We start from the raw sequence: 26,492 nt of genomic DNA on the forward strand, positions 1-26,492 counted from the left end.
GACCGTCCGGATGGGGCCTGCGGTACCGAGCTTCTTGGCCGCGTTCCTCTGGTAGTTCCTGACCGCCGTCGGGGCGACACCCAGCCTTCGCCCGATCTCCGCATAGGTCGAACCCTGGTAGAGCAGGTTGAGCACCTCGAGTTCCCTGCTGGTGAGCCAGGGCGATGCCGTCGTCGGGGTGGGGCTGCTGGGTCGGCCGATCCGAGGTCCGCTGCTCGCGGCCCGAACCGGTAGCTGGGCAGGGAAGTTCGCGGCGGCTGCCACCGCGGTGGCCAATTGGCGTGCTGCGACCCAGAGCGCATCACGATCGGATTCGGTGCCGTCGGGCGCGGCAGGTGGTGTGGCCGGACCCGTGGGCCAGAAGGCGCGGATCAAACGGTCACGCCGGTGCCTCGGCAACCCTTCCAGGATACGCCGCACATCCGTGGTTCGGGCTTCGGCGAGCAGCCGGACCAGCGGATCGGTTCGCTCGAGTTGTGCGCATTCGGAAACGAACTCCAGGATGCTGTGCCAGGGGCCCGCGATACGGCGATGGTGCCAGATAACTTCTCGCGCAATGTTATTCAACCACGACTCGATATTTCGGTTACCGAGCTGCCCGAGGCGTGCGATCGCGGTCGCGGATATCTCGTCGGCGATGTGGTGCGCTGCCTGCTGACCGAAATTATCTGCGAGGCCAGGTATCTGGAGAGCGAGCCGTTGCTGGAGCAGGGCGGTCGCGGACTCCGGGTGTCCGCTCGCGACGTGCTGCTCGAGGACCTGCCGCAGCCGTAGTGCGTTGTCCCACGGGGTGCCGACCCTGCCGGCGGTGTTCGCCTCGTTGGTCGTGCCGTGCTGTGGGCCCGGCTTTGCACCGGTTCGATCCGGCGAGTTCCGCGGCGCAGTGGTTTCGGCTTGTCGTGACCCCACCGGCGTGGGATCGGCTTCGTCCGGATCGAGGTCGATCGCGACGGGGCCGGCGCCGCGATCGGCCGGGGTCGCGGGCCGATCGTGGTCCGTCGTCGTCTCCGCGGGGGCGTCGATGTTCGCGGCCGACAGGAATCCCGCCGCGGCGGTCACGTCGTCGGCTGTGCCCGCTTCGATGCCTGCCCGCACCAGTGCGCGGGTGACGGCGCCGAGATCGCCCGGTGCCTCGGCGAGTGACCGCAGGACGATGGCCGCGACGGGTTCGGGGTCATCGGGGCTGATCGGTTCCCACACACCGTCCGTCAGCGCCAGGACGACACCGTCGCCGCGTATGTCTCGGGTCTTCTCGCGCGGCTTCAGCCCGTCCAGAGACCGGCCCAGGTTGTGGGTGAGACCCGGGCCGCCGATCGGCGAGTGTTCGGCTTCTTCACGAGTGGTGTCCTCGAAGACGTCCAGCACATCCTGGACCTTCGAGTCGTCCCTGGTCAGCTGGATCGGCGGGCCGCCGTCCAGCGGAATCCAGTACGCGCGGCTGTCGCCCACCCAGTCGACGGTGAGCCGTCCCGACTCCATCAGCGCGACCACGATCGTGGTGGCGGGCGGGTTGTCCGCGGGAGACTCCGGGGGCAAGGCGAGTACCGCCTCCTGGGCGGCGGCCACGGCACCTTCGACTACGGCCACCGGATCGATCCGGCCGTCACGGTCGGCTCGCCGCAGCGCCGCCACCACGAAATCGTGGGCGGCTGCCCTGGCGGCCGCGGAGGCGCGGTGACCGCCCTTCGGCCGGGAGAGACCGTCGTTCACGATCAGTGCGGTGGCCTCTTCGCCGCCCACGCTGATTCGGATCAGGGCGAAGGCGTCCTCGTTGTGCGCGTGCCTGCCCCGATCGCTCGCTGCCGCGACCGCACCCAGATCCTCAACCGTCAGGTTCTGTTCGACATAGCGCCGCGGTGCGGTTTCATCGGAGCCGCGGGGTTCATCGACATCGCGTCCCCGTGGGTGTTCCGATGCGGGCTGCGCTGCGCGGTCCTCGGGAGTTCGATCGGCCGGCGCCGGCTCACCGGAAGCGAGTTCGGTCAGATCGTGTTGCCGGGGCCGGGTCTGTGCGATGAAGTCGGGTTGTCCGTCCGCGCCGGGCCAGACGACGGGTGCGCCGGGTTGCGCCGCCGGGGGAGTGGCGGTCGCGCGATGCTGCGGTTCGCCCAGCATCTCCGCGATATTGCGGACCGCGCGGTCGGCCATGCCGTAGTTCTCGGCGGCTTGCGCGCGTCGTCGTTCCCGGTCGGTCGCACCGGCCAGGGCAGTGGCCGTAGCGTCGCGAATCTCGGTCGCCGCCAACAGCTCTGAGACCGCGCGGAAGTGATCGAGCAGGAACGAGAGGCGCTCCAGGCCTATCCGTGTCGTATCCCATTGCTCCGCGAAGGTCAGCAGTTCCTCGAGCCACTGCGACATATCTCGCAGCGCGTCGTAGCGCTGCGTGGCCTGGGCGAGCTGTCGGCGGTCGGTGGTGCTTACCGCATCGACCGCCGCCCCCGCGGCCACCATCTCCCCGAAGATCGTTTCGGCCACGTCGCGCAGCCGTTCGGTCTCTCCTGGCCGGAGGTGGTCCGCGGGCCCGGTCATGATCGGCGTGTCTGTCCGGGGGCGTGTCTGTGCCCAGACCTCCGCGACGGCGGCGAGAGCCGATCCGAGCCGGATCTCCGCGGCGTCCTGCCTGGCCCGCAGGACCGCCGGCGTCCCTTCCCGCAGCCCCTGCTCGTAGGCGGCGTTCGCCTCGGCGGCTTCGTCCGCGCGGGCCAACCATGCCGACATCTGGTGCGCGAACTGCTCCAGCAACCGCAGCCGGTCCGCCGGGACCTGCGCATCCGGCCGGTGCCGCGCGGCCATCAGTTCATCGATCAGAGCGGGTGCGCGACTGCGCACGGGATCGTTCGAAGTCTCCGCTGTGCCTGCCAGTCTCGCGGCGACCGCGGCACGCAGCGTCCGCAGCTGTTCGGTGTCAAGGGATTCCGCGTTGTCGGTCTGCCGGTCTGCCGGTGGGTTTTCGTCGGGGTCGAGGTCGATAGCGACCGGGTCGGGTCCGCGGGGTTCGTCAGGATCAGCGTCATCGGGGGTCCGGGATTGCGCCGCGATGGGTTTCTCCGTCGCGGCGATTTCGCGAGCGAATCGTTCGTCCCATCCGTCGTCGGGCTGGGGCGTGAACTCGGCGGAGGCGGCGCGTGGTGTCGCGAAGGCGGTCGATCCCGCTATCAAGGCCTTGGTGACCTTGGTGAGCAAACTCTTCGATGTCCGTGCGCTCAGTTGGGAGAACCAGTACGCGACAACATTCTCGGTGCCCAGACCATCGCTTCCGTGCGGTTCGGCGATCACCCAGCGCCCGGTGGCATCCTTCGCCATCGGAACGGTGATGCGCATGCCTCCGACGATGATCTCGTGCATCTCGGATGAGGCTATGCGACCAGGCTGCGGGGAATAATGGGTGGAGGCAACCGTCCACTCCCGGGTCGCCAGACTACGAGCGACCTCCCGTGCGGTCAGCGGTCCCTGTTCTTCGGCCAGTGACGCGATCGCCTGTTCGAGAGACTGTTCGTACCAAGAGAGTTCGCGTTCGGCCAGGCGTTGTCCGATCTTGACGACATCATCCCCTTTCAGTTCACCGACCTGAAAGCCTCGGTAGCGGATCTCGTCCGGCTGGTAGAACGCTTCCGGTCCGAGGTCCGCGAGCCACTCCGGGAAGGTGGCGCCTCCCAGTAACCCCAGGAAGGTAGCGCGCATATACGCCTCGAGCAGTGCGGCTGCGGGTTCGTAATAATGCAACTCGTCCAGTTGAGGATCGTGCGAGTCGCGCGGGCGGTCGTACAGCACAAGGTGATTCACCGTGCCGTCCGGCTTGGGTATCAGCTCGACGAACTTGGGCCTGAACCGCCGCCGCGGTGGATAGACATCCTGGAACTGCGGGTGGTTCTGGACGAATTCGCGCAGCACCTGGGCATGGCGGCCTCGTGATGCCGCCACAATCAAAGTGTTGTACGTGCCTCGTTCGCGCTCCAACGCGACGTGGGGACTCGCTTGGTATCTCTCGACGCCGAATCGGGCGTCATCAGCCGACCTGCCCTCGAAATACGCCAGCGCCATCGGTGTGTGCAACTCTTCGGACATGGTCTGCATCTTCTGCAGCGCAGTCCGATAGCGTTCGAGAGGCTCGGTCAACCGGCGAACCTCTTCCTCGCGGCGCCGGACCCGATCCAGCGCTGACGGGTCGGCCGGTTCCGATCGCGCCTGCTGCACCGCCGCCCGCAGCACAGTGAGTTCCGCTTCGCACCGCGCGACACTCCACGCCTGTGGCGCCGGTCGTTCCGGTATCGGCAAACCCACCCGGTGCAGCAACTCGTTTTCGGTCCGAATGCGTTCGACTGCCACCTCTCGCGTGGCTTGCGCGAGCTCGGAGGCCAACCTGCCGACCTCGTGCTGCAAAGCGCCCAACTCTGCTATTCGCGTGCGAATATCGACCGACGATTGCCCGGCGACCGCCGTGGTCTCCGCGGGTGTGACGGGGTTGGGCGCGTCCGGTTCGTCCGGGTCGAGGTCGATAGCGACGGGGTCGGGTCCGTGGGAGGTGGATGGCTCGGCGCCTTCCGGCTGATCCGACCGGAGAGCGGCATTGGCTTTGTGTTCCCGGTGTTGGCCGCGGACTCCTTCGGCGTCGTCGAGAAGACCGGACTTCTCGCGATATTCCTCGACCAGCGGGAGTGCGCGAGCCTGGCGGGGGTTCAGCCTGCCTTCTCGCTCGAGTTGCAGCAGCGCCCCCAGTAATCTGTCCACCGCTGCTGCGCTCGACAGATCCGCGCGCCCGTTGCTGAGCTCGAGCAGTTGCCGCCGCAGTGCGTCGACTTCCTGCCGCAACATCTTCAGTTTTCCCGGATCCGTGACCAGTTCCCGGGTTGTGGGCAGCGGGGCGGGGTCGTGTTCGTTCGGGTCGGTCGGTGCCCGGGGGGTAGAAGCCGTCGATTCGGGCGTTTCCGGTTCGTCGGGGTGGAGGGTGAGTGCGACAGGGTCGATTCGGTTGCCGGGTGTGGGTGGGCGCCGGCCGTCGGTGTCCGTGGGTGGGGTCGACCGGTTCTGCGTCCCATCGTTCGGGTGGGTTGGATCGGCGTCCGCGCTGGTGGTCGAAGGGTTCCGGCCGAATCCGGTCGGGTCGACGGCGCTGAGGTCGATGCCGATCGATGCGGGCGTGGCCGGATCGGATGCGGGTGTGTTCGGTGGTTGATCGGTGGCGGTGCCGGGTGCCCTAGGCGGCATCGGCACTTCGAACCAGATGGTTTTGCCGCCGGCGCGTTCCAGGGTCACGCCCCAGGCCGAGGCCATCGCTTCGAGCATGCCGAGGAAGAAACCGTGGGTGGCGGCGACGATCCCGGTTTCGGCCCATTCGGCGGCTTGGTCATCGGTGAAGGCGGCGGCGCTGACGGTGCCCTGGGTGGTTGCCTCTTGTCGTGCGGGTAGGCCACGGCTGGTATCGGTGATCCCGACGCGAATCGTGTCTCCGTCGAGCCGGATTCGTACCCGTGCGTCGCCTTGGTCGGCGTAGCGGTAGACGTTTTGGACGAGGTCGGATACGAGGACGGTCAGGTCGTAGGGATCGGGGTGGCCGGCCTGTCGCAAGCGCTGTCGTACTGCTCGCCGCGCGAGCCCCGGGCCCTGCCGCAAGGAGTCCTGCGGTATGAGCAGGTCGAGGATGAGTTCGCGGGGTGGTTGCGAGGGGTCGCTGGTGTCGGCGGTTTCGAAAAGCTTGAACCAGACCTGTTTTCCGCTGTTGCGGGGGAGCACCCATCCCCAGGTCTCGGTGTGCGTGTCGAGGAGGTCGACGGCGCGCCACCCGGGGCTGTCACCGCTCTCGCGCGCCGGCAGGGTGCGGCTGTCGTCGCTGACGTGGATCTCGATCCACCGTTGACCTGGTTGTCCGTGGATGGCAACGGAGATTGCGGGTGTCCCGCCGCCGTCGGCGCGGGCTTGCGACGCGAGTTCCCAAGCGATGGCGGCGGCCCGGTCGATGTGTTCGGCGATGGGCCAGTCGGCCAGCGCCCGATGCAGCGGTTCGACGGCTGCGGCGACGTTCTCGAGATTCAGGCGCCGGGTGGCGGTGTCGACCAGGTGACGGAGTTCAGCAGGGGTGCCCGGGCGGCGCGTGAGTGCGCGGAGGTGGTGCAGCGGGTCACTGCTGATGCGGTCGGTCCATCCTGTACCCGGCTGGGGCAGGCCGAGGATGTCGGCGAGTTCGTGGTCGAATCGTTCTGCCCGGCGTAGCCATTCGGCGCGCTGCTCGGGAGTGGTTGTGTCGCGGGCGAGCTCCTGAGCCTTGGCTTCATGGGCGAGGCGGTCGACCACCCAGCCGGGAAGGCGGGTGAGGTCGGCTCGGGTGGCGGCGTCGCGGCGCTCGGCATCGGTCATGGAGCGCAGCTCGACATCGATCTGGTCGAGGACCTGCTTGACCGCGCCGGGCAGACTGTTCCGCAGGGCCGTGGTGACCTCTTCCACCGATTCCGAGTCGGGTGCGTCGGAGTCGCCGAGGTCGATCGCGACAGCATCGATCCGGGTGCCGGATGTCGTCTCACGGTCGCTGGCCGATTGCTGTTCGCCGGCCGCTGGTGCTTGCTCCAGGTGTTGTGCCGACTGCACAGCGGGACGCAGGTCGGTAGCCATGCCGAATTCGTCGGCGAATGCCGCTCGGATCCTTTCCTCGGCCTGGGCCAGGTATTTATCGACGAGCTGGGCCGTAATCCCCAACCTGGCGGCAGCCTGCTCGGTCGACAAATCGGCCGAGCGGACCATGAATACAATGCGTTTCGCCAGTCCGGGATTCTCGAGACCCGACAGTGCGCGGTCGAATTTGTCTGCGAATTCCACATCGGTGAACTGAGATTCATCCGTCTGATTTATATCACCCGGTCCGGACCTGCCCTCGACCGGAGCATCCTTCGATACCTGCCGGAGGAGCGGAAGGGCGGTGATCACCTCCTCGCGGGTGAGATTCAATGCCGAGCTGATCTCGGCGATGCCGGGAGTGCTGGTACCGACGCGATTCGTGCGAATGTATTTATCCACCTTCGCGAGAATGCTCTGCACTTGCGGCTTCATGCCCGGATACCGCAGCTCCAGTCGCGTCCTGATGATGGAGTAATGAGCGGCCATCAAGGCGGCTGGAAAGAAATTGCCGGGCGGGACGAAGTTCCGGGTGGCCAGCAGAATTGCTATGGCTGCCTGTTGGGCATACTCGTTGCGGTGCTCGGCCGGGATGGACCGACGGGCAGCGACCTCGTCCGCGAGCTGTGCGTATCGTTCGAATATTTTGTTTCGGATATGCTTTTCCTCGGCGGAACCCGGTTGCGTTGCGATCAGATCCCAGAAAAGCCGCTCTTCCTCTGGATCGCGCTCCTCGACATCCGTGCGCGAGTAGTAGGTCAGCAGTGCTGATACGAGTGTGTCATTGGGTATTTCGAGTGCGTCCCGAATTCGCCGGAGATCTTCGACGCCAGGCTTGAGGTTGTCTTCGGTGAAGCCAACCCAGGCGTCGGATTTCCCAATTCTCCTGGCCAGCTCCAGCGGTGGGATTCCTCGAAAGATTCGGACGCTTCGAATCCAGTCATGTATGGAATAGAAGTCGGTGGGGTGGGGGACCGATACGCTGTCGAGGTCTGGAAGGTGGTGCAATCCCCATGCGGTGGCGACGTCATTCCACCTGCCGGCGCGATGCAAGGCTTGACGGTAAATTCGCACCACGGTGAGGTCGAGCGGATCTCGCACCCCGGTCTCCAGGCTCTGGACCGCACCGGCGGAGACGCCGAATACATTCCCGACTTCCGACCAGGACAGCTTGTTCACGTGTTGGAAATGTCGCAAATACGCGCCGAGCGATTCCGAGTCGAAGGGGCTAGGATAAAGAATTGTACCTCTGGGCAGATGTGAGTAGCACTCCGAGATATCGTCATAGAAGATATCGTCTTCGGACGCTGTGGCCTCGAGTAGTGCAGCTACGTCATCCTTTGCTGGTCTGCTTTCTCCGGATTCCCAACGGGAGACCGTGTTTTTCCCCTTCTTCAGTCGGCCGGCAAGCTGTGACCGCTTCAGATTGTGGGATTTTCGACGGAATTCCAGATAGTCGCCGATGCGGGAATACCCCTCGGGATACGCGGGCGCGCCATCTGTGGTGAGCAGAGCCGGATAGAGCCGGGCGGCATCGAGGTACAGTGCGCGAGCACCGGGAATCCGGCGAAGGGCTGCTCGAACATACCTGACTTCGAGGTCGCGTTCGCCTCGTTCCACCGCCTCCCAGGTGCCGGGGGCGGCGCCCACCAACTCGTCCATCCAGGCCGGTGTCGTCGCAAGGAACCGACGCAACTCGATGTGCCAGGTTGTGGCGTCCCCATCGGGTCGCGGAACAGTTTCCACCGGCGCTGTGTCGTTGTCGTTCGGGTCGATTCCGGCATATTCGAGCCAGCGGTGCAGCTGGGCCGGCTCGAGGAAATTCATCTCGGCGTAATCGGCGAGACTTTGGATTGGTCGACCAGACCTGTCGGCACGCCGTGCTCGATACCATTCCAGGAACTCGTGTTCGCTGCCGGAGAGGGCGACCCACGGAAGGTCACCATTCTTTGCAGCAATTGCGGCGAGCTGGGCGCGCGAACCAGGACCGTACACCTCGCGTGCATTATCCAGATGTGCTTTCACGGTCTGCCCCGTGATGCCGAGGATCGCCGCGATCTCCCGAGTCGTTCGGCCTGCGGCCACCAGCGCCAGTACGTCCAGTTGGCGGGCTGTCGGTGCGGGCGGCTTCGCTCTCGGCGCCTCCGAACGCTTTTCGTCCGGATCCTGTGCGGTCCAGTTGCGCTGCCCTGCGGAATCCCCGGCCCGGGGCAGGGCGTCTTCCTTTTCTGCGACGGCGGCAAGCCGCGCGCGAGAACCGGACCCATACAGCTTGCGGAGGTTGTCCAGGTGCTTTTCCACGGTCCGCTTCGATATGTCGAGGGCGGTGGCGATTTCGTGGTTCGTCAGGCCGGCGTCGACGAGTGCGAGTATCTGCCGCTGGCGGGTTGTCGGCGCATTGGGGTTGGCCGGGGGCGCCGCGGGCTCCGACGTTCGATGATCCTCGGTGGTGGCTAGCGGCTTTCGCGTGGGTCGTGCGGTGACAGGAATGGAGCCGTCCTGTTCGGCGGCCGAGACCAGGTGCCACCGCGATCCTGGCCCGTAGACGGTGCGGAGATTGTCCAGGTGTTTCTCCACGGTCCGCACCGAGACGCCGAGGAGTGTTGCGATTTCCCGGTTCGTTCGTCCGGCGGCGACCAGGACGAGTATCTCCCCCTGGCGTTCGGTCAGCGGGAGATGTCCAGGGGCGACCGTCATTGCTGCGTCAGTACGGCCGACCGGCGCTGCCGCGGGACTCGGCGTCGGCGAGTCGGCCGATTCCGAGTCGCGTGTGTCGGGCTCGCCGGGATCGAGGTCGATCGCGACGGGGTCATTGCGGTCGCCGGAGGTCGTTGCGCGCTGTTCTGCGTCGCGGCTCGTCGTCGCGGCCGGCTGCGGTGGGTCCATGGCACGCGGAGGTTCTTCGTCGGTGTTGCCTTCCGCGTGTGGCATTCTTACCTGCTGGTCGGCACCTGCTTCTCCGATGAGTCCGTGCTGCTGTGCCGCCTGCACGGTGGGACGCAGGCCGTCGGTGTGCAGCTTGATTTCCGCGCGCGCGATGTACCCGTTCACCGTGTTGCGGGACAACCCCAGCCTGGCCGCGATCTGTCCGGAAGTCAGGCCATCGGCCAGTAGCGCGAGTACTTCCCTTTCCCTGCCGGTGAGTGCGGTGGGGTGCCGCTCCGCGACGGCGGAACGGAACGCCCGAACGACGTCCGCGGGGACCGTGCCCGCGATGGGGGTATACGGCAAGTCCGCCGCCACCAGTCGCAGAGTCTGAACCTGCTGAGGTGACAGACCGGTCTGCTTCGGGGACGACGGCACGGCGCCGTCGGGCGAACCGCTCGATCGTGTGTCCGTGGGCATACGGACGGGCCCCTCGAATCCCACCCGCTCGGCCAGTCGGACGAGCAGCCGGTTCGACTGGTCCGGCGTCATCCCGAGCAGGGCGGCGAGGGAATCTTCGGCGATGCCGTCGGCGATCAGGCGCAGAACGTGGAATTCGCCCTCCGACAGTGTGATCGCGTCGACCGTCCCCATCGGCCCGTCCGGGTGATACCAGAACCCGATCTCGTCGGCCGCACCGCGCACCAGCCGCATGTCATCGGGCGTGCCCGAGCCTTTCACCACATCACGGACCGTGGCCTTGGCCGTGCCCGCTGCTTCGGTCAACCTCTCGCGAGATGGCTGCGGCTTGATCCGCGCGGGAACGAACTCGTCACCGACCCAACGCGCCGGACGAACCCGACGCGTCACGAAGTTCGGATCGGTGAGGGCCGCGATGTCCGCGCGGTCCGGCGGTACACCCAACTGGTGAGCGGCAGCCAGGACGCGTTGCGTAGTCTCGCCGTGCCACGGCTTCTTCGCGCCGAACCGTCCGTGGAACACTTCGCTGACGTACGGTTCGCCCACACCCGCCAGCCGGGCGATATCGGCCCGCGTGGCTTTCCGCACGGCTTCTATCCGGCGCAGGGAGAGGTAGCGCTCCGCCAGACGGCGCGTCTGCGGCGCGACGGTCTCGTCGGCGGCCAGCACTTCGGCGTGCGCGCGGGTCAGTTCGTCGTCGGCGACGCCCACCTGCTGCGCCAGCTGGTTGCGCAGCGCGTGGATCTGGACCGTGTCCAGCGGGACCGCGGACAGCGGTTCGGGAGTGGCGCACAGGAAGGTCTCAGCCGCGGCGCCAAGGTGTTCGAGCTCCGGCGAGTCCGTCAGGCTCGTGATCCAGTACAGCTCGGCCAGCGCCTCGCCCACGGTCATCGGCTGGGGCGGGCTCAGGTCTTGCAACCCCAGCAGTGCCCGCAACTCTTGATCGAGTGCCCGGCGCCGGTTGTCGAAACCGTTCTGGTCCAGCGGATCGGCCTCATCCCGGAGACCGGATTCTTCACCGTCGCGCCGCTCCAGCTCGGCGAGCGCCCCCTCGTGAGTGGCCGCTTCCTGATCCGCATGCAGTTCGAGCTGGGACCGGATCCATCGACTCAGCGCCCGAGCGTCGACGGTCACGGCGGTGGGCATGGCCTGTGTCTGTTCCGCGACGAGGGCGAGGGCCAGACGTACAGCTCCCCGCGTCACCGCACCCGGGGGCAGCCCGAGGTGCTCGGCCAGCGCGGTCTGGGCCGGGTCCGAGGCCGCTTCGGTAGGCGCGGCCGATCGTGCCTCGCCGGATCCGTTGTGGGTGGAGACGGGCGAGGTCTCGTGCGAGCCGGGTGTCGACTCGTCTCGGTCGTTGTCGTTATCCGTTGCCCGCCGCAGCGCGTCCGTGACGCGCGCTTGCAACTCCGGGTCCGGGGCGTCCGCGGGATCGTCGACGGCGATACCGCTGTGCAGTGCCCAGGCGACCAGCCCGGCGGTGTCGTCGATACCGAGTTTGGCGCGTAGGCCGCGCCGGATGTACTTCACCAACGGCACCGAGATGCTCAGCTCTGTCGCGATAGCCGGGTTCGTGAATCGCTTGGCCATCAGGCGCACGACCCCGGTTTCCAGCGGTGTCAGACCGACGTCGGCCGTCGGTTCGGGTATCGGTTCCGGGTGGTCGGCCGACCATGCCCGCCGCGCCGCCATCAGGAGCACGGCCCGGTCAGGGGTTCCGAGCTTCACCGCGATGCTGTCGAGTTCGTTGATCACGGTGGTGTGCGATCCGCCCAACGTGCGAGCGATCGCTTTGAGTGACAAGCCTTGTGCGGCCAGCCGCAGCACCTCGGGTTCACGCCCGGTCAGTTCGGCCGGGTGGGTGGCGATCCGAGAACGGAAGGCGCGCACCGTGGCCCAGGACACCGCTGCCGGATCACCGCTCGCGCCCGGCAGCGACTCGGCGAGTGTCTCGAGTCGCGATGTCGGTTCCTGCCGCTGCGCCGACACCCGAATCGTGCCGCGCGTGCCGATCTTGTCGGCCAGTTGTGCCAGTACGGGATCCAACCCGCTGTTCGGCAAGCCGAGCGCTGTCGCGAGGGTCTCGTGTGGCACGCCCTTCGTGACCAGGTGCAGCAGCAGCGCCTCGGATTCGGTCAGCTCGACAGTCCGTGCCGTCGCGGCCGATGACTCCAACCCGCGCGCCCGGGCCGCCAGTTCCTCGTGATCCGAGGTGCCCAGCTTGGCCTGGAGCTGGATCCGATAGCCCCGCGCCGTCGATGCCCTGACTCCCAGCCGGTCACCTATCGCCTGATCCGTGAGACCGGCCGCGACCAGGTCGAGAACCTCGCGTTCACGGGGAGACAGATCGACGTGCTTCCGCGTCGCCGCGGAGTGGGGATCGCCAGGCTGGAACGCCCCCTGCCGCTGTGCCGCCAGCAGACCGGGCAGCCTGCCCTCGACACCCAAACGGCCGGGCAACGCGGCCATGAACGTCCGCACTCGATACCGCGTCGCCCCCAGCTCGGCAGCGATGTCACGGTTGTCCAGGCCGTTCGCCGCCAGCTGGAGGATGGCGACCTCGTCCGGAGAGAATTCGACGTCGATGTGCGGGCCGGATGGTTCGTCCAGCCATCCCTCCCGATCCGCCGCGAGGACCGCGGGAATCACACTCGGGCAGCGGAGTTTGGCACACGCATGCCGGGCGTAACTCTGGACGGTTTTGGGCGAGATCCCCATCAGAGGGCCGATCTCGGGGTACGACAGGCCGCGCGCACTCAGGCGCAACACCTCGAGCTCCCGTGGGGTCAGCCCGCCTCTGCCGGGGATCGGAGCGTCGGATTCGGTCCGATCCGATTCCGGAACCGCCGCGGGAGGTTCCCCGGATGCCCGGACGCGAGCGACCGCCGAGGCGAATCTGTGAATCGGAGCCCACAGCAGAGGGTCCATGTCCTCGCCGGGAGCCGGTAGCACCGCTGCGGCCGTCCGGTCCGGCTGGCCCGGCCAGAACTGGCGGAGTATCCGGTTCTCGTTCGGGTCGAGCCCGGCCTCGCGGAGAGCGCGCCGGAGATCATCGGGGTCGGCATCGGCCAGGGCGCGGGCTACCACATCGCTCCGCTCGATCGACGGGCCTGCGAGGTAGATTGCCAAGATCTGCCGCCGGAAGCTGTCGAAAGCAGCACGCCTCGACGCCTGGACCGAGCCAGGCGAGTCCGGGACGGGCTGCGTCGGGTCCGGCTGCGCATCGTCGGGATCACCGAGATGGATCGGGGCCGGGGCAGCCGCCCGCCCGCGGGACTCATCGACCTGCTGCCAGAACTCCGGTGGGAACGCCGACCTGTCGTCAGGTCGCCCGGGCACCCCGCGTGAGGAATTGCTCTGGGCTGTCCGTGGCTCGGACGTCTGCGAGGTGCGATCCGAGGTCGATGCGACCGTGGCGCGATGCTCCGCCTGGAGCCGGGCCAACTCGTCGAGCACGAAACCGGTGTCGGGGTTCAAGTATGCGATTTGCTGTTCCGCGTAGTCGGCGCGGGCGGCGGAGGACATAGCGCGCCATCTCGCGGCCAGGGATGCGGACGGGCCGTTCGAGGCGATGCTCGTACCGGACTCGGACGCAGCCGGGACCGGACCGCGATAGTCCGCCTGCACCAGGGCATTGCGCTGTTCGGCTTCCCGCAACACCTGGAAATACGGAATGTCTCGAAGCAGGGCTTGCAAGACGTAGGCGGGATGTGTGCGATCGGCCGGTGCGGTCCTGCCGAACGCATTGTTCGCCTCGGCCAGTGCTTCTGCCGGATTGAATACCGCGAGGTCGCCCATTTTGGGCTCGTAAGTCCCCTGCGACTCTTCGCCCGCAAGTATTCGGTTGGATTCCTCTGCCTCCTTCAGCTTCTTCCTGCTGCTGCTGTAGGAATCGAGCTGTCCCAGCCAGTCGTCGAAATCGAGGTCCGGTGGCAGCATGCCGGCCTTTTTGAACTCGGTGAAATGCGTGTACAGGAATCCGAATGCTCGTGCCTCTTTGGAGTCTTGGTAGTCCTTCCCCTGGACGGCTCCGTCTCGTAGATGGGCAATCGGCTTTTCGTCGTAGAGCCCCTTCCGCGCGGCGCCATCCTGCAGATGGCCCATTTCGTGACTGACGGCGTCGTACGCGGGATCGCCGGTGGGGGCCATCAGGTGGCCTGCCCGCACCGCCTTCCGCATGGCGTTCCGGAATCTCTCCTGGTCACCGAAGAGGTTCTCGTTCAGGACCATGAAGGTCGGGGCATCCTTTCCGATGCCTTCGGGAGTCCAGATACAGGCACCGGTATTGCCGACCATGGGGGCGACCAGTACGACGTCGAGCTTGATCTCCCGCCCTGCCGCGAAACCGTCGACTATCGCATTCCTGATCGACAGAGCCGTGTCGACGGAGATCCCCGGCTTGTCCAGTCCGAGCACCTCGATGCCGAACGTCTCGAACAACTGCCGGGCAATGGCCTGCTTGGTTTTCCGATCGGCCTCGCCCGTCTTCGCGGAGTTCGCGCGGTCGCGGTTCTCGGCCGAGGGTTTCCGTTGCCGGGCCGTCGAATCGGCGGTCCGTCCTGCGATCTCCTGCGCGACCCAACCGAACAGGGTGACCTGAGCGTCGGTGAGGCCGCCGCGGGATCGGGGATCGAGCGCTTCGTTGACGAGTCGGCGTACCGCGGGATTCAGGTGATTGAGGCTGTCGAGCCAGGTGTCTCGCGCTCGGCTGAGCAGCCAGTCGCCGATGTCGACGCCCGGGGGGACTTGCCAGCCACCGGCTTCGGCGGCGCCGAGCGTGGCCCGGGCGACGGCGTGCGCCAGGAGCTGGATCCGCGTAGGTGGGGTGCCGTGCTCCGCATCCCCGCTGAGTACGGCACACATGGCCTGAGCGGTGGCGGGGCCGAAATGGCGGTCCAAGGCCTGCGCGGCGGCCCGGTCGCCCTGCTGCGCCCGCTGCAGTGTCTCGGTGCGGTCGCCGGCTGGCAGCTGGTCGAACGGGACGGTGGTACCCGCGGCGGCCGCGAGGACGGGTTGGGCGGCCGGCACCTGTGCGACCAACTGGGCGACGGCCGCGGTGTGCGCGTCTTCGAGCCGGCGTCCTTGCTGCAGCACCGTCCCGGCGTCGGTGACGAGTTGACGCTGCGCCGGATCGAGTTGATTCAGGCTGGTGTTCAACAGATTTCGTGCGGTCTCGCGCACGTGGTCGGCGACGTCCGTGCCGATGGGGATCCCTTGCGACTCGACCTGATCGAACGCCGCGTCGCGGACGGCCTGCGCCACCGGCAGCAACGGTGCGGCCGCCTGCCCGCCGGGTGCGTCCAGCGCCTGCAGGAGGTGGCGGAGGGTGCTGTCGCCGTGCTCGTCACGCAGGTCGGGTGCGGCCGGTGGGTTACCGGAAGCCAGGTTGGATGCCGCCCCGGCGGCGAGGCCTGCGGCGGTCGGGACGAGGGTGTCGTTGTGGGTGGCGGCAGGGGCGTGCGGGTTCGCATGTGGACCGGTCGCCGCCGTCCCCGCGGATCGGGGAGGGGGTTGCTGGGGTTGCTGGGTCGCGGTGCCATGTGCGTCCGTGGGTGGGGCGTTGGCTTGGTTGGCGCTCGCGTACTTGGAGGCGAGCTGATTCTGCTCGACGGCGTCCTTCATCGCCGGGACGGCATGCTTCCACAGGTCGGACTCGGCGTTTCGCAGCGCCGCTTCGGTCTTGTTGAGTTCGATGCGGGTGGCCTCGGTGCTGAGGGCTTCGTGCTGTTCCTGGGCGGCCCGGTGGGCCTTGACGGCTTCCTGGTACTGGACGATCTGCTGCGTGACGCCGTGATCGGTGACCCGGCCCAGAAAGTCCTCGGGGGAGACGTAGTGCACCGCCGAACCCGGGGTGCCACCGTGCTCGCGGTCGTCGCCGGATCCGCCACGGGCGCCACGACCATCGACTTGCTCGTTCACCCGCTCGGAGTACGACGGCCCGCCGCTGACCTTGACGTCGACACCGCCGAGATCGATCACCTCCCGCGACGGTGTGGGGTCGGCGCCGCGGCCTCCGTCCTTGTTGGTGATATAGATGGTGCCCTTGTCCCCGAATTCCTCGATCTTCTGCCTGACCAGGGCCTCGGCGTCGGCGTTGCTACCGCCGTACTCGGCGTAGAATTCCGCATCGACCACCTCGAACTTCAGCTCGAATCCCTCGCCGTGTTCTTCCTTCGCCGCTGCGCGGAGCAGGTCGATCAGTCCGATCCGCCCGGCATCCGGGTCGCCCCGGATTTCGCCGTTGTCCATGCACACGACCCACTGCGCACGGCCGGTCTGCTCCCCGTCGACCACATGTGCATCCCGCACGATGTCATGGGCCAGCTGCGTGAGTTTCGAATGCGTGTTCTCGTAGAATTTCGGCGGTTCCACGACCCGTTGCGACGTATAGAATGTCGGAAGCTCCGGCACCGGCCCCACGCCGTACAGGTCGTAGGTGATGCCCTCGACGCCCTTCATGGTGCCCGACAAACCAGACGGCTCGAACAGCACTTTGCTGCCGATCAACTGCTGATCCGACATGCGCAGCGAATGTTCCTGATTCGCCCGGACCGGCAGCCCTTCCTTGAGGTCGACGAACTGACCGACGTCCTGCCAGCGCACCTCGGTCGACTTCGTCCTGTCCCACATCGCCTTGTCGTTGGTTTCGTGAGCGAGGATGCCGATCTTCGCGCCCTCGCCGTCGTCCGCCCGGGTGATGTAGTGCGTGCCCTTCTCCAGCCCCCAGCGGGCGTTGGCGGCATCGGCGTACAGCTTCAGCTCCGAGACGGTGACCGGTCCACCCGCCACCTTCTCCAGCTTGGCGACCGCCGCCAGGGTTGTTTCCGCGGCCCACATTCCCCGGGTGTTCTCCGGCCTCTTGAAATCCGCTGCCGTCAAACCGTGTTCGCGCTCCGCGGTCGTCAGCCGATCCCAGATCCCCTGCAGTTCGGCGACCACCTCGGGTGTGGCCTCCTCCGCTGCCCCGGGGGAAAGTACGCATTCGGAATTGCCGTCGAAGATGGTGTCGAATTCGTCGACGGTGAGCTTGCCCGCGGGGAACGGGTCGTACCGGAGGTCCAGGCCGTGACCGGAGGCCGCGGTATCGAGCCTCTCTTTGATCAGATCGATCGACGGTTTCGTGTTGAGGAAGTCCCGCAGTGCCGTCATCTCCTGGTGCGACATGCCACTGGCCGCGAGCTCGTTCATCATCGAATCCGCGACCTTCAACGCGCGGAACAGGTAGTCCTCCTTCGTGCCCACGACGATCCGGCTACGGCCGGGTACCGGATCCGGCAGCGGACCGTCCTGATCCATCCGGACCACATCGATCCCGGTATCCGACTCCGGCCGCGCCACGAATGCCTGCAACTCACCGGCCAGCTCACCGGCGAGCAGATCACTACTGGTCCACGCATGTGCGGTGCCGTGATCAATGGCGTCGGATACCTTCTTCATCACCATGACGATGGTCTTGCCCTCACCGGTCTTCATATCGACCGGACCGTGCTCGAGCAGCAGGAACGCCGCGGCCTGCGTCTCACGCACCAGCCGATGCCGGTCGTCACCCCGGCGAATCCATTCCGTCATCGCCGCGACGCGCTCCTCCCTTGATCCCCGCACCATCGTGTCGGCCAGCGACTCCGGTGACGCGTTCGCCAACGGGCTCGTACCGTCGGCCGTGCTGCCCGGCTCCCGCAACTCCCCGATCGCGCGACCGGCATCCAGGGCCGTGCGTACCCGCTCCTGGGCAACCACCTCGAACACGGCGTCGCGATCGGTGAGCACCCCGGCCTCGTAGTCGTTCATCAGCGAAACGCCCGCGTTGTCCGAGATTTCGACCAGGTCACGGGCTCGGGCCTGGGCTGCGGCGTCATGCTGGGCTACCGCAGCCTCGTATGCGTCCCGGCACTCGACCGCCTTCGCCTGAGCCTGCTGGAGCTGTTCTTGAGCGGCCCGCGCGGCTTCGACGGCCACCCGATCCTCCGCCGTGCCCCGCCCGAACAGATCGCGCATCTTGTCGCCGAAGCCGACGCGGGTGGCCCGCTCATGCTCCTGGGCCACCTGTACGGCCTTCTCCTGCCGCTGTAGCTCGGCATGGGCGGCCCGCTCGCGCTCGGCCGCCGCTTCGACACGCTGCCGGTGGTGTTCGCGCACCAGCTCGTTCTGCTGCCGCTCGGCCGCATGGCGCTGCTCGACTTCGGCTCTCGCCCTCGCACGCGCGTCCGCGGCGGGGTCTTCATCGCGAGCGGTGGGTGGACCATCCGAATCATTCTGTGCGCGAGCGTGTCCGGACTCGGGTGGTGGCGCGTCCGCGTCGTCGGGGGTAGCGGATTTCGTCTGCGCTTGCTGCTCACTCGCATCATCGTCGCCCGCGCGACCGCCGGGGACATCGTCTCCGCTGGTATCGGACTCACCGGGCTTCGGTTGCGATGGTCCCGCCTCGTCTACTACATCGGGATGCCCCTTGGCTTGTTGACCATTCGCGCCTTCGTCGGCAGGGAGTGCGCGCTCCGGTGCATTCGCCTCATCCGGATGCGTGGCTCGCGCGGTCTCGTCGCCTGTGGTGCCGTCAGCCGCGCGACCGTGCTCCGACTCCGGTTCGGCGGCCGCGGGTGGTGTGCTCCGGTTGTCATTGTCGGTGGCGTGGGCGGTCGCCGACCCTGACGGGGCATGGCCGTCCTCGGCCGGCCCGCGCGCTCCTTCGACCGGTTCGACGGCCGGAGGGCGCTCTGCTGCGGCATTCTTCGGGGCCGACACACGTGGCGGCCGATTGCCTCCGGCGGCAGCGGGCGAACCACCGGCAGCGGGTGTGCCGGGCTGGGCGCCTGCGGCCGGTCGCGCCGGGCCGCCCGACGGCTGCACGGTCTGCCGCTGCTGCCCGGCCGCGTCCGCGAGCCTGTCCCCTCCGGGAGAGCGTGGACCGGAATCACCGCGTTGTGGAGCGGGTGACGGGTCGGTGGTGATCGTCATGCTCGGGGACATGTCGTGGTCCGATGACAGGCCGTCGGCCGAATCCTTGTGCGCCGCCGCTGGTACCAGCTCGGACACGACCGGTTCGGGATCGGTGACCACGTCAGGAACCCGTTGTGTCCCTTGGCCCTCGGTCACCGACGCGGTCGTGCTCTGTTGCGCCGATGCGTCGTGCGGGTCGGCCGTGACCACTCGCGGACCGGATTCCTCCGCCGGCACGGTCGGGTTCTGTTGCGCCGATGCGTCGTGTGGGTCGGCCGTGACGGGTCGCGGACCGGATTCCTCGTCCGCTGCGACACCTTGTTGCCGAACCGATGACGACGGCCCGGCCGCCGGATCGTCGCCCCGGGCATCCGCGACGGCGCGACCTCGCCCGGCCGGCCCCTCGCCCGCCGTGTCCCGGCCGCCGGGATGCGGTCGAGCCGTGGCGGCGGCGTTGTCCGGCACCGCGGCGTGCTCCGGCGTGGAATGCGTTGCCGCCGAGGAATTGTCGTCGCCGATCCGGTTTCCGTGAGCCGACCCGGGCGCGACATCTGCCGGTCGAGCACTGCCTTCGCCGGTATCCGTGGGGTGTGGCCGCACCGAGTGGTCGGGCCCGGCTGCAGGGTGATCATGTTCGGTGGTCTGCCGTGCTGTGCCCGCGTTCTCGGCTGTGCTGTTATCCGAGTCGCGCGGTGCTGGAGGCAGTTCCCCGTCGACAGGAGCTTCAGCGGCGCCGACGGTTTCGGAGTCCGGTTGTGCGGCAGGACCGTTCCGTGACCCGGGCGCCTCCGCCGATGCCGGATCCGTCCCGGTGCTCGGCACGCCGACCGGATTGACGGTAGACGGGATGGCGGCCGCGGGGAAGGTGACGGTCTTGACGGGATTGACGTTGTCGATCAGGGCGCCGGGCATGCCTGCGGGTGGTTCCCAGTCCATGCTGTTGTTCGGCACGGAGAACGGCTGCTCCGGAGGCCGCTTGTACTCTTTCGGCGGCGCCACATCGAGTGGTTGATTGCCTCCGTCAGCCTTCGGCGTTGTCCCCGCGGGGGCTGCGGGGGCCGGATCCGCTGGTGTGGCAACGGCACCGGAGGGCGGCTTGGCGGACTTGACCGGGTTGAAGTTGTCGGGCAACGCATTCGGCAGATTCGCGGGCTGCCAGTCGGCTTTGTTCAACGGGAGTGCGGGACGGGCTGGGACGTCCGCGGTGGCCCCCGTTTGGTGCAGCAGCGCCAGAAGATTGTCGATCTGCTGTTGCTGATGGGTGTGGGAGGGGTTGTTCGGATCGAAGTCAGCGGTGACGATGCCATGCGAGCGCAGTGTGTCGACGAGCGCACCAGGCGACGCTTCGGGCGTGGTGACATCCGGTGCGGCCACGGGGGCGGCAGTCGTGTCGGGAAGTGGTGCCCGGCTGCGCATCCCCTGTGCCGCGAAGGCCGCGGCGCCGATGAATCCGCTACCCATACCGGGGATCAGGCCCTCGGTGAAGGCCTTGCGGCTGAACGGCTGGTCCGACAGCGCAAGCGAGACGGCGGTGCCGCCGAGAGCGCCGACGGCTCCGGCTCCGGCGCCGACCATGGTGGTGCCGGCGAGCTGCAGGGCCACCCGTCCCGCGGTGCTGTTGGCGTTCGCGCCGATGGTGGCGACCTTCGGGCCTGCCCAGAGTCCGAACAGCATGCCGAAAAGGCCACCGACAGCACCGGCGGCCGTTGCCACGCCGACCGATTTCCAATCCATCTGTTCGCGGTCGCCCTTGGCAACCTGAATCGCCTGGGCGCCGGCTTGGGTGCCGCCGCCCAGTGCTACCCCGATCACGACTCCGTTGCGCAGCAGCACCATCGAGCCGCGTTCCGCGGCCAGTTCCGCACCGCGTCCGGAAAGGAATGCCACGAATCTCATCCACGCGCGCTGCGCCGCGGTTCGGGTCGCCATCTGTGCTATGGCGGCCTGGATCGGACCACCGGCCGCGAACATCAGTGCGCACCGGGCCAGCTGGATGGCCAGGATCACGGCCATGCTGATGATGACCATCTTCTGCAGCTCGGTGGCGTTGGCGCTCTCGTAGAGCTGCCTGGCGAGGCTGTCGCAATTGGTGGCCTGCTGTCGGAAGCGATCGGCCGTGCGCTGGTGCTTGTCGGCGATAGCGGCGACGGTTTCGCCGTGTGAGCCCTCGGGCGGCTTTGCCTTGGCTTCGTGATATTCGGCCTGTTCACGACACCATTCGGCCTTATCCGACCAGGCATCGGCGGCGCGTCGTTCCGCGTACTCGTCGCCCAGCGGGAAGTGCCCGGCGACACACATCACTACGGCCGGGGGGAGCCAGTCCGGCAAACGCAGCGTCATGTGCGCTCGCATTCGTCGATGCGTATCCGGCAAGCGGCTCCGTGAACGCTACCGCTGCCGGCATCGCACGGTTGCGTCCGAATCCCAGGCCCTTGCGCCGGCGGGGAGTTCCTCTCCGGTTGTCGGCAGGTACGCAGCATCGTCTGCACTACGCGGCCCGGTGCTATCTCGGGGGACCTTCGTTGTCCCCGCGGAAGAAGGCGCGAATCTCGTTGAGACTGGGGGCGCCCGGGGAGATATCGGGCAGGTCGGGCAGGTCGTCGAGGTCGTCGTCGACGGGTGCGGCGAGCGCCTCTGCCTGCTGCTGCGCTCGGCGCGCCGCGGCCCGAGTGGCGTCCACGATCGCCCCGCTCAACTGCTCCGGTGTCTGGCGCATCGCCGCGGCCGTGAGGCGCAAATCCGTCAGCACGCCTGCGGCGTCCACGGTCACCTCTACCGATTGGTCGGGAGAACTCGCTCGCGTGCGAGCGTTTTCCAGTTCTCGGAACACATCGGCGAGTCGGCCCTGCTGACGTTCGAAGGAGTCGAGGAGATGTTCGAGCTGGTTGCGCATGCCGTTGTTGGCCGAGCGGAGGCCTTCGCGCTCCCATCGATCCATGCCACAACCTTCCGACTCGAAACCCTCAGCGGACAGCGACGACCGCGGACCTCCGAACGTGCCCATAATGATGACCGGCAGGTGCGTGGCAACTCTCACCACTGGCGGGAAGGGGGAAGTCAGACGCCGTCCGCCCAGGCGGCGGCGGGTCTCATCGCCGGTCCGGCAACTCCGCACGCGACATCGCAACCAACAGCCGACCAAGCACCTTCTGCGGGCCGTTGGCCTCGTCCTCACTCGATTCGACCGCGGCGAATCCCTCGGCCAGCGCTCTGCCCGGAACGAACAGACCCTGCTCGAAACAGTGGTCACCGAGCTGCGCACGCCATCGCTTATAGCCGGCGACCACCCGGCTCAGCGTCTCGCCTCGGGGGCCGTTGATCCGCATGAATTCGGTGATGAGCGCGCGTTGCGCCTCCTTGTGTGCCCGGAACCCGCCGGCGAGGTCGATCGCGGCGCCGAGTTCCCGCAGGATCGCGGCATACATCGGTCGCCGTGCAGTACCGGCTCGGGTCGTCGCCCGGGAACGGCCGGCCAACATCCGAGGATCGATCACAGCAGTGTGAGCCAGCACGATCCACGGCGCCACCTCTCCCGATCGGCGTGCCGTGCTGCGATTCTCGACGGCAGATAGCGAACCCGTCACATCCCGGATCTCGATTCCGCACAGCGCGCCCGGCATCCGCGGGAGGACGGTGTCGACAGCGTCGGCGATGTCCTGGACCGTGGCCGCGGCGATACCCGCCGCGTCGAATCCGACGATCTCGATGTTGTGCCGAGCGGCCATCTCCCGCGCGATCCGCATGGCCTCGGCATCGGTTGCTCGGCGCGCACGCACGCCTGCGGGCTTCGGAGCCCGCTTCTGCTCGCGACGTTTCGGAGCCGGCTCCGGCTTCTTGCCCGCTGGCGGGCGGTCCGGGGTGCGTGGAGGAGATACCCGAGGCGGCGTTTCGTTCGCCGGCGCGCCCGAGGGGCTGGGAGCCTTTGCCCAAGGGGTGCCCGACCCGTTCCGCGTCCACGGCGTATTCGCCGACGGCTTGCCAGAGTCGTTGCGGCCGCTCGGCATCGTCGGTGGACCTGCCTGCTTCCCCGTCGGTGTATTCGCCGGCGCTCCCTGTCGCTCTGTGCCGTTACCGGGCGTCGTCGGCGATCCGGTCTCGGCTGCCGGGGGTTGGTCGCCGGATTCGTCCTGGGGCGATGCGGTTTCTGGGGAATTGCTCGTCGAATCGTCCGGCTGTCGGGATTCCGGAGGTTGCTGTCCGGACGTTGCGGGCTGCTGGTCGGACGCTGTGGGCTGCTGTCCGGACGCTGCGGGTTGCCGGCCAGATTCCAGGGGTTGCTGTGTACCGAGACTGCCGCGGTCGTTCGGTGCGTCCGGCTGCGGACGGGCGGAGTCTCCGTTCGCCGGGCGATCGGGCGTGCCGGGCGGCCGTGCGGAATCGTTTGTGTGGCTCAGGGGTTCGCTGGCCGTCGCCTGCGGAACAGGTCCTGCCGACGGGTTCCGGCTCGGTGCGTTCGGGTACAGGATGCCATCGTCGGCCGAGTTTCGGATGTTCTGCCGCCCGTAGTGGTCCCCGTCCTCGAACGCATCGGCCGCATGCTTCATCGCGGAACTCATCGCCCGAATGTCCGCGACGAGGTCGTCGAACCCCTCCAACGTGCGGTCGGCACCGGGCTTGTAGGTGTGTGCGAACGTCTCGCCGGCTTCGTCGTCACCCCAGAACTCACCTTCGTCGGCGAGTGCCGCCTTCAGTTCGTTCGCCACCCGTTCGGCGTCTTCGGCCGCCTGCCGCAGCTCCGCCGCCGATTCGCGCAGCTGGGCCGGGTCGACCGACAGTGATTCGGCCACGCAACCCCCTGGGTCGATATCGAGACGGCCCGGCCGTCTTCGGCTGCTGAACGGGACGTCGCGCATCGGCGAACCGCCACACGCCAGGCCGACCCGAGCCGAAGCATAAGCGACGTTCGCTGGTGTTCCCGTGGGCGGGAACGTGGCGTCCGCTCGCCTCGGCCGGTTCGAGAATGGCGAAAGGCCGCCACCATCTTCGGGATGGCGGCGGCCTTCGTCGTTCGGTGCCTGGGGTCAGCGGGTGAACAGCAAGGCTCGTTTGACTTCTTGTATGGCCTTGGTGACCTCGATGCCGCGGGGGCAGGCGTCGGTGCAGTTGAAGGTGGTGCGGCAGCGCCAGACGCCTTCGACGTCGTTGAGGATGTCGAGGCGTTCGCGGGCGCCTTCGTCGCGGCTGTCGAAGATGAAGCGGTGGGCGTTCACGATCGCGGCCGGGCCGAAGTAGCTGCCGTCGCTCCAGTACACGGGGCAGGAGGTGGTGCAGCAGGCGCACAGGATGCACTTGGTGGTGTCGTCGAACCGGGCGCGGTCGGCCTGGCTCTGGATGCGCTCGCGGGTGGGCTCGTTACCCGAGGTCATCAGGTAGGGCTTCACGGCGCGGAACGCGTCGAAGAACGGCTCCATGTTCACCACGAGGTCCTTCTCCACGGGCAGGCCGCGGATCGGCTCGACGGTGACGGTGATCGACTTGTCGCCCTTGGGCAGCATGTCCTTCATCAGCACCTTGCAGGCCAGCCGGTTGACGCCGTTGATCCGCATGGCATCCGAACCGCACACGCCGTGCGCGCAGGAACGCCGGAAGGTGAGCGTGCCGTCCAGGTAGGACTTGATGTAGGTCAGCACGTTCAGGAAACGGTCGGTCGGCAGGACCGGCACCTGGAAGGACTCCCAGTGCGCGCCCTTGTCGTCCTCCGGGTTGAACCGAGCCACCTTGACGGTGATCATCACCGAGCCCTCGGGGACCGGAGCGGGCTTCTGCGAAGAGGGTGCTTCGGCAACAGCAGTCATCAGTACTTACGCTCCATCGGCTCGTAACGGGTCTGCACCACCGGCTTGAAGTCCAGGCGGATGTCCGACAGGAGATCCGAGCCCTCCTTGTAGGCCATCGTGTGACGCATGAAGTTCACGTCGTCGCGGTCCGGGTAGTCCTCGCGAGCGTGGCCACCGCGCGATTCCTTGCGGTTGAGCGCACCGACCACGGTGACCTCGGCCAGCTCGAGCAGGAAGCCGAGCTCGACGGCCTCGAGCAGGTCGCTGTTGTAGCGCTTGCCCTTGTCCTGCACGGTGATCCGCGCGTAGCGCTCCTTGAGCGCGTGGATGTCGGTGAGCGCCTGCTTGAGCGTGTCCTCGGTGCGGAACACCGAGGCGTTGTTGTCCATCGACCGCTGCAGCTCGGTGCGGATGTCGGCCACCCGCTCGTCGCCGTGCTCGCTGAGCAGCTGGGCCAGCCAGTCCTGCACCATCTGCGCCGGGTTCTCCGGCATCTCGACGAACTCGCTGCGCTGCGCGTACTCCGCGGCGGCGATGCCCGCGCGACGGCCGAACACGTTGATGTCCAGCAGCGAGTTGGTGCCCAGCCGGTTGGCGCCGTGCACCGAGACGCACGCGCACTCACCCGCGGCGTAGAGGCCGGGGACGACGTCGCTGTTGTTGCGCAGCACCTCGCCGCGGATGCGGGTCGGGATGCCGCCCATCACGTAGTGACAGGTCGGGAACACCGGCACCAGTTCCTTCACCGGGTCCACGCCCAGGTAGGTGCGGGAGAACTCGGTGATGTCGGGCAGCTTCTCCTCGAGCACGTCCTCGCCGAGGTGGGTCACGTCGATGTAGACGTAGTCCTTGTTCGGTCCCGCGCCGCGGCCCTCCAGCACCTCCAGCACCATCGAGCGGGCGACGATGTCGCGCGGCGCGAGGTCCTTGATGGTGGGGGCGTAGCGCTCCATGAACCGCTCGCCGTCGGCGTTGCGCAGGATGCCGCCCTCGCCGCGGACGGCCTCGGAGATCAGGATGCCGAGCCCGGCCAGACCCGTCGGGTGGAACTGGTGGAACTCCATGTCCTCCAGCGGCAGGCCCTTGCGGAACACGATCGCCATGCCGTCGCCGGTCAGGGTGTGCGCGTTGGAGGTGGTCTTGTACATCCGGCCCGAGCCGCCCGTGGCGAACACGATCGACTTGGCGTGGAAGACGTGCAGTTCGCCGGTGGCCAGCTCGTAGGCGACCACACCGGTCGCGACGGGGCCCCGATCGCTCTCGGTCAGCACCAGGTCCAGCACGTAGAACTCGTTGAAGAACTCCACGTCGTGCTTGACGCAGTTCTGGTACAGCGTCTGCAGGATCATGTGACCGGTGCGGTCGGCGGCGTAGCACGCGCGGCGGACCGGGGCCTTGCCGTGGTCGCGGGTGTGCCCGCCGAAGCGCCGCTGGTCGATCTTGCCCTCGGGCGTCCGGTTGAACGGCAGGCCCATCTTCTCCAGGTCGAGCACCGCGTCGATGGCCTCCTTGGCCATGATCTCCGCGGCGTCCTGGTCGACCAGGTAGTCACCACCCTTGACGGTGTCGAAGGTGTGCCATTCCCAGTTGTCCTCTTCGACGTTGGCCAGCGCGGCGCACATGCCGCCCTGGGCCGCGCCGGTGTGGCTGCGGGTCGGGTACAGCTTGGTCAGCACCGCCGTCCGAGCACGCGGGCCGGCCTCGATCGCGGCGCGCATGCCCGCGCCGCCCGCGCCGACGATGACCACGTCGTAGCGGTGCTCCTGGACAGGACGAGATTCCCCGGTCCCAGTGGTTCGTTCGCTGCGCTCACTCATGCGAGGGGGCCTGTTC

Annotated in this window: 5 protein-coding genes and 1 pseudogene (1 of these 6 running past the window's edge); all 6 read right to left on the reverse strand. The window is 67.6% G+C overall.

What is annotated here, in order from left to right; translation table 11 throughout:
• Positions 1 to 21,222, reverse strand: the 5' portion of a protein-coding gene (locus ACZ6DL_RS25115; protein ID WP_466054643.1) for a LuxR C-terminal-related transcriptional regulator. The gene continues 18,870 nt to the left of window position 1, outside the view; 21,222 of the gene's 40,092 nt are visible here — the first part of the coding sequence; the start codon lies at positions 21,220 to 21,222; its stop codon lies beyond the left edge, outside the window.
• Between the two features lie 163 nt (positions 21,223 to 21,385).
• Positions 21,386 to 21,820 carry a YbaB/EbfC family nucleoid-associated protein gene (locus ACZ6DL_RS25120; protein ID WP_466054645.1) on the reverse strand — a complete coding sequence of 145 codons (435 nt, stop codon included), beginning with the start codon at positions 21,818 to 21,820 and terminating at the stop codon, positions 21,386 to 21,388.
• 151 nt (positions 21,821 to 21,971) lie between these two features.
• Complete coding sequence (locus ACZ6DL_RS25125; RefSeq protein WP_466054683.1) at positions 21,972 to 22,658, reverse strand: hypothetical protein; 687 nt, start codon at positions 22,656 to 22,658, stop codon at positions 21,972 to 21,974.
• Positions 22,659 to 23,402: 744 nt separating this feature from the next.
• Positions 23,403 to 23,735 (reverse strand): annotated as a pseudogene (locus ACZ6DL_RS25130) (WXG100 family type VII secretion target); the annotation flags it as partial.
• Positions 23,736 to 23,903: 168 nt separating this feature from the next.
• Positions 23,904 to 24,677 carry a succinate dehydrogenase iron-sulfur subunit gene (locus ACZ6DL_RS25135; RefSeq protein ID WP_040865018.1) on the reverse strand — a complete coding sequence of 258 codons (774 nt, stop codon included), beginning with the start codon at positions 24,675 to 24,677 and terminating at the stop codon, positions 23,904 to 23,906.
• Positions 24,677 to 26,476 (reverse strand): succinate dehydrogenase flavoprotein subunit, encoded by a 1,800-nt coding sequence (sdhA, locus tag ACZ6DL_RS25140; RefSeq protein WP_051174889.1) that lies wholly within the window; start codon positions 26,474 to 26,476, stop codon positions 24,677 to 24,679. Before sdhA ends, ACZ6DL_RS25135 begins: the two co-directional genes overlap by 1 nt.
• Between the last annotated feature and the right edge of the window lie 16 nt (positions 26,477 to 26,492).

Source organism: Nocardia sp. NPDC041819 (assembly GCF_055590505.1).

Excerpts from the sequence above, each read along its gene's own strand:
- ACZ6DL_RS25120 (WP_466054645.1), bottom strand. The coding sequence starts at position 21,820 with ATGGATCGATGGGAGCGCGAAGGCCTCCGCTCGGCCAACAACGGCATG.
- ACZ6DL_RS25135 (WP_040865018.1), bottom strand. The coding sequence starts at position 24,677 with ATGACTGCTGTTGCCGAAGCACCCTCTTCGCAGAAGCCCGCTCCGGTC.
- sdhA (WP_051174889.1), bottom strand. The coding sequence starts at position 26,476 with ATGAGTGAGCGCAGCGAACGAACCACTGGGACCGGGGAATCTCGTCCT.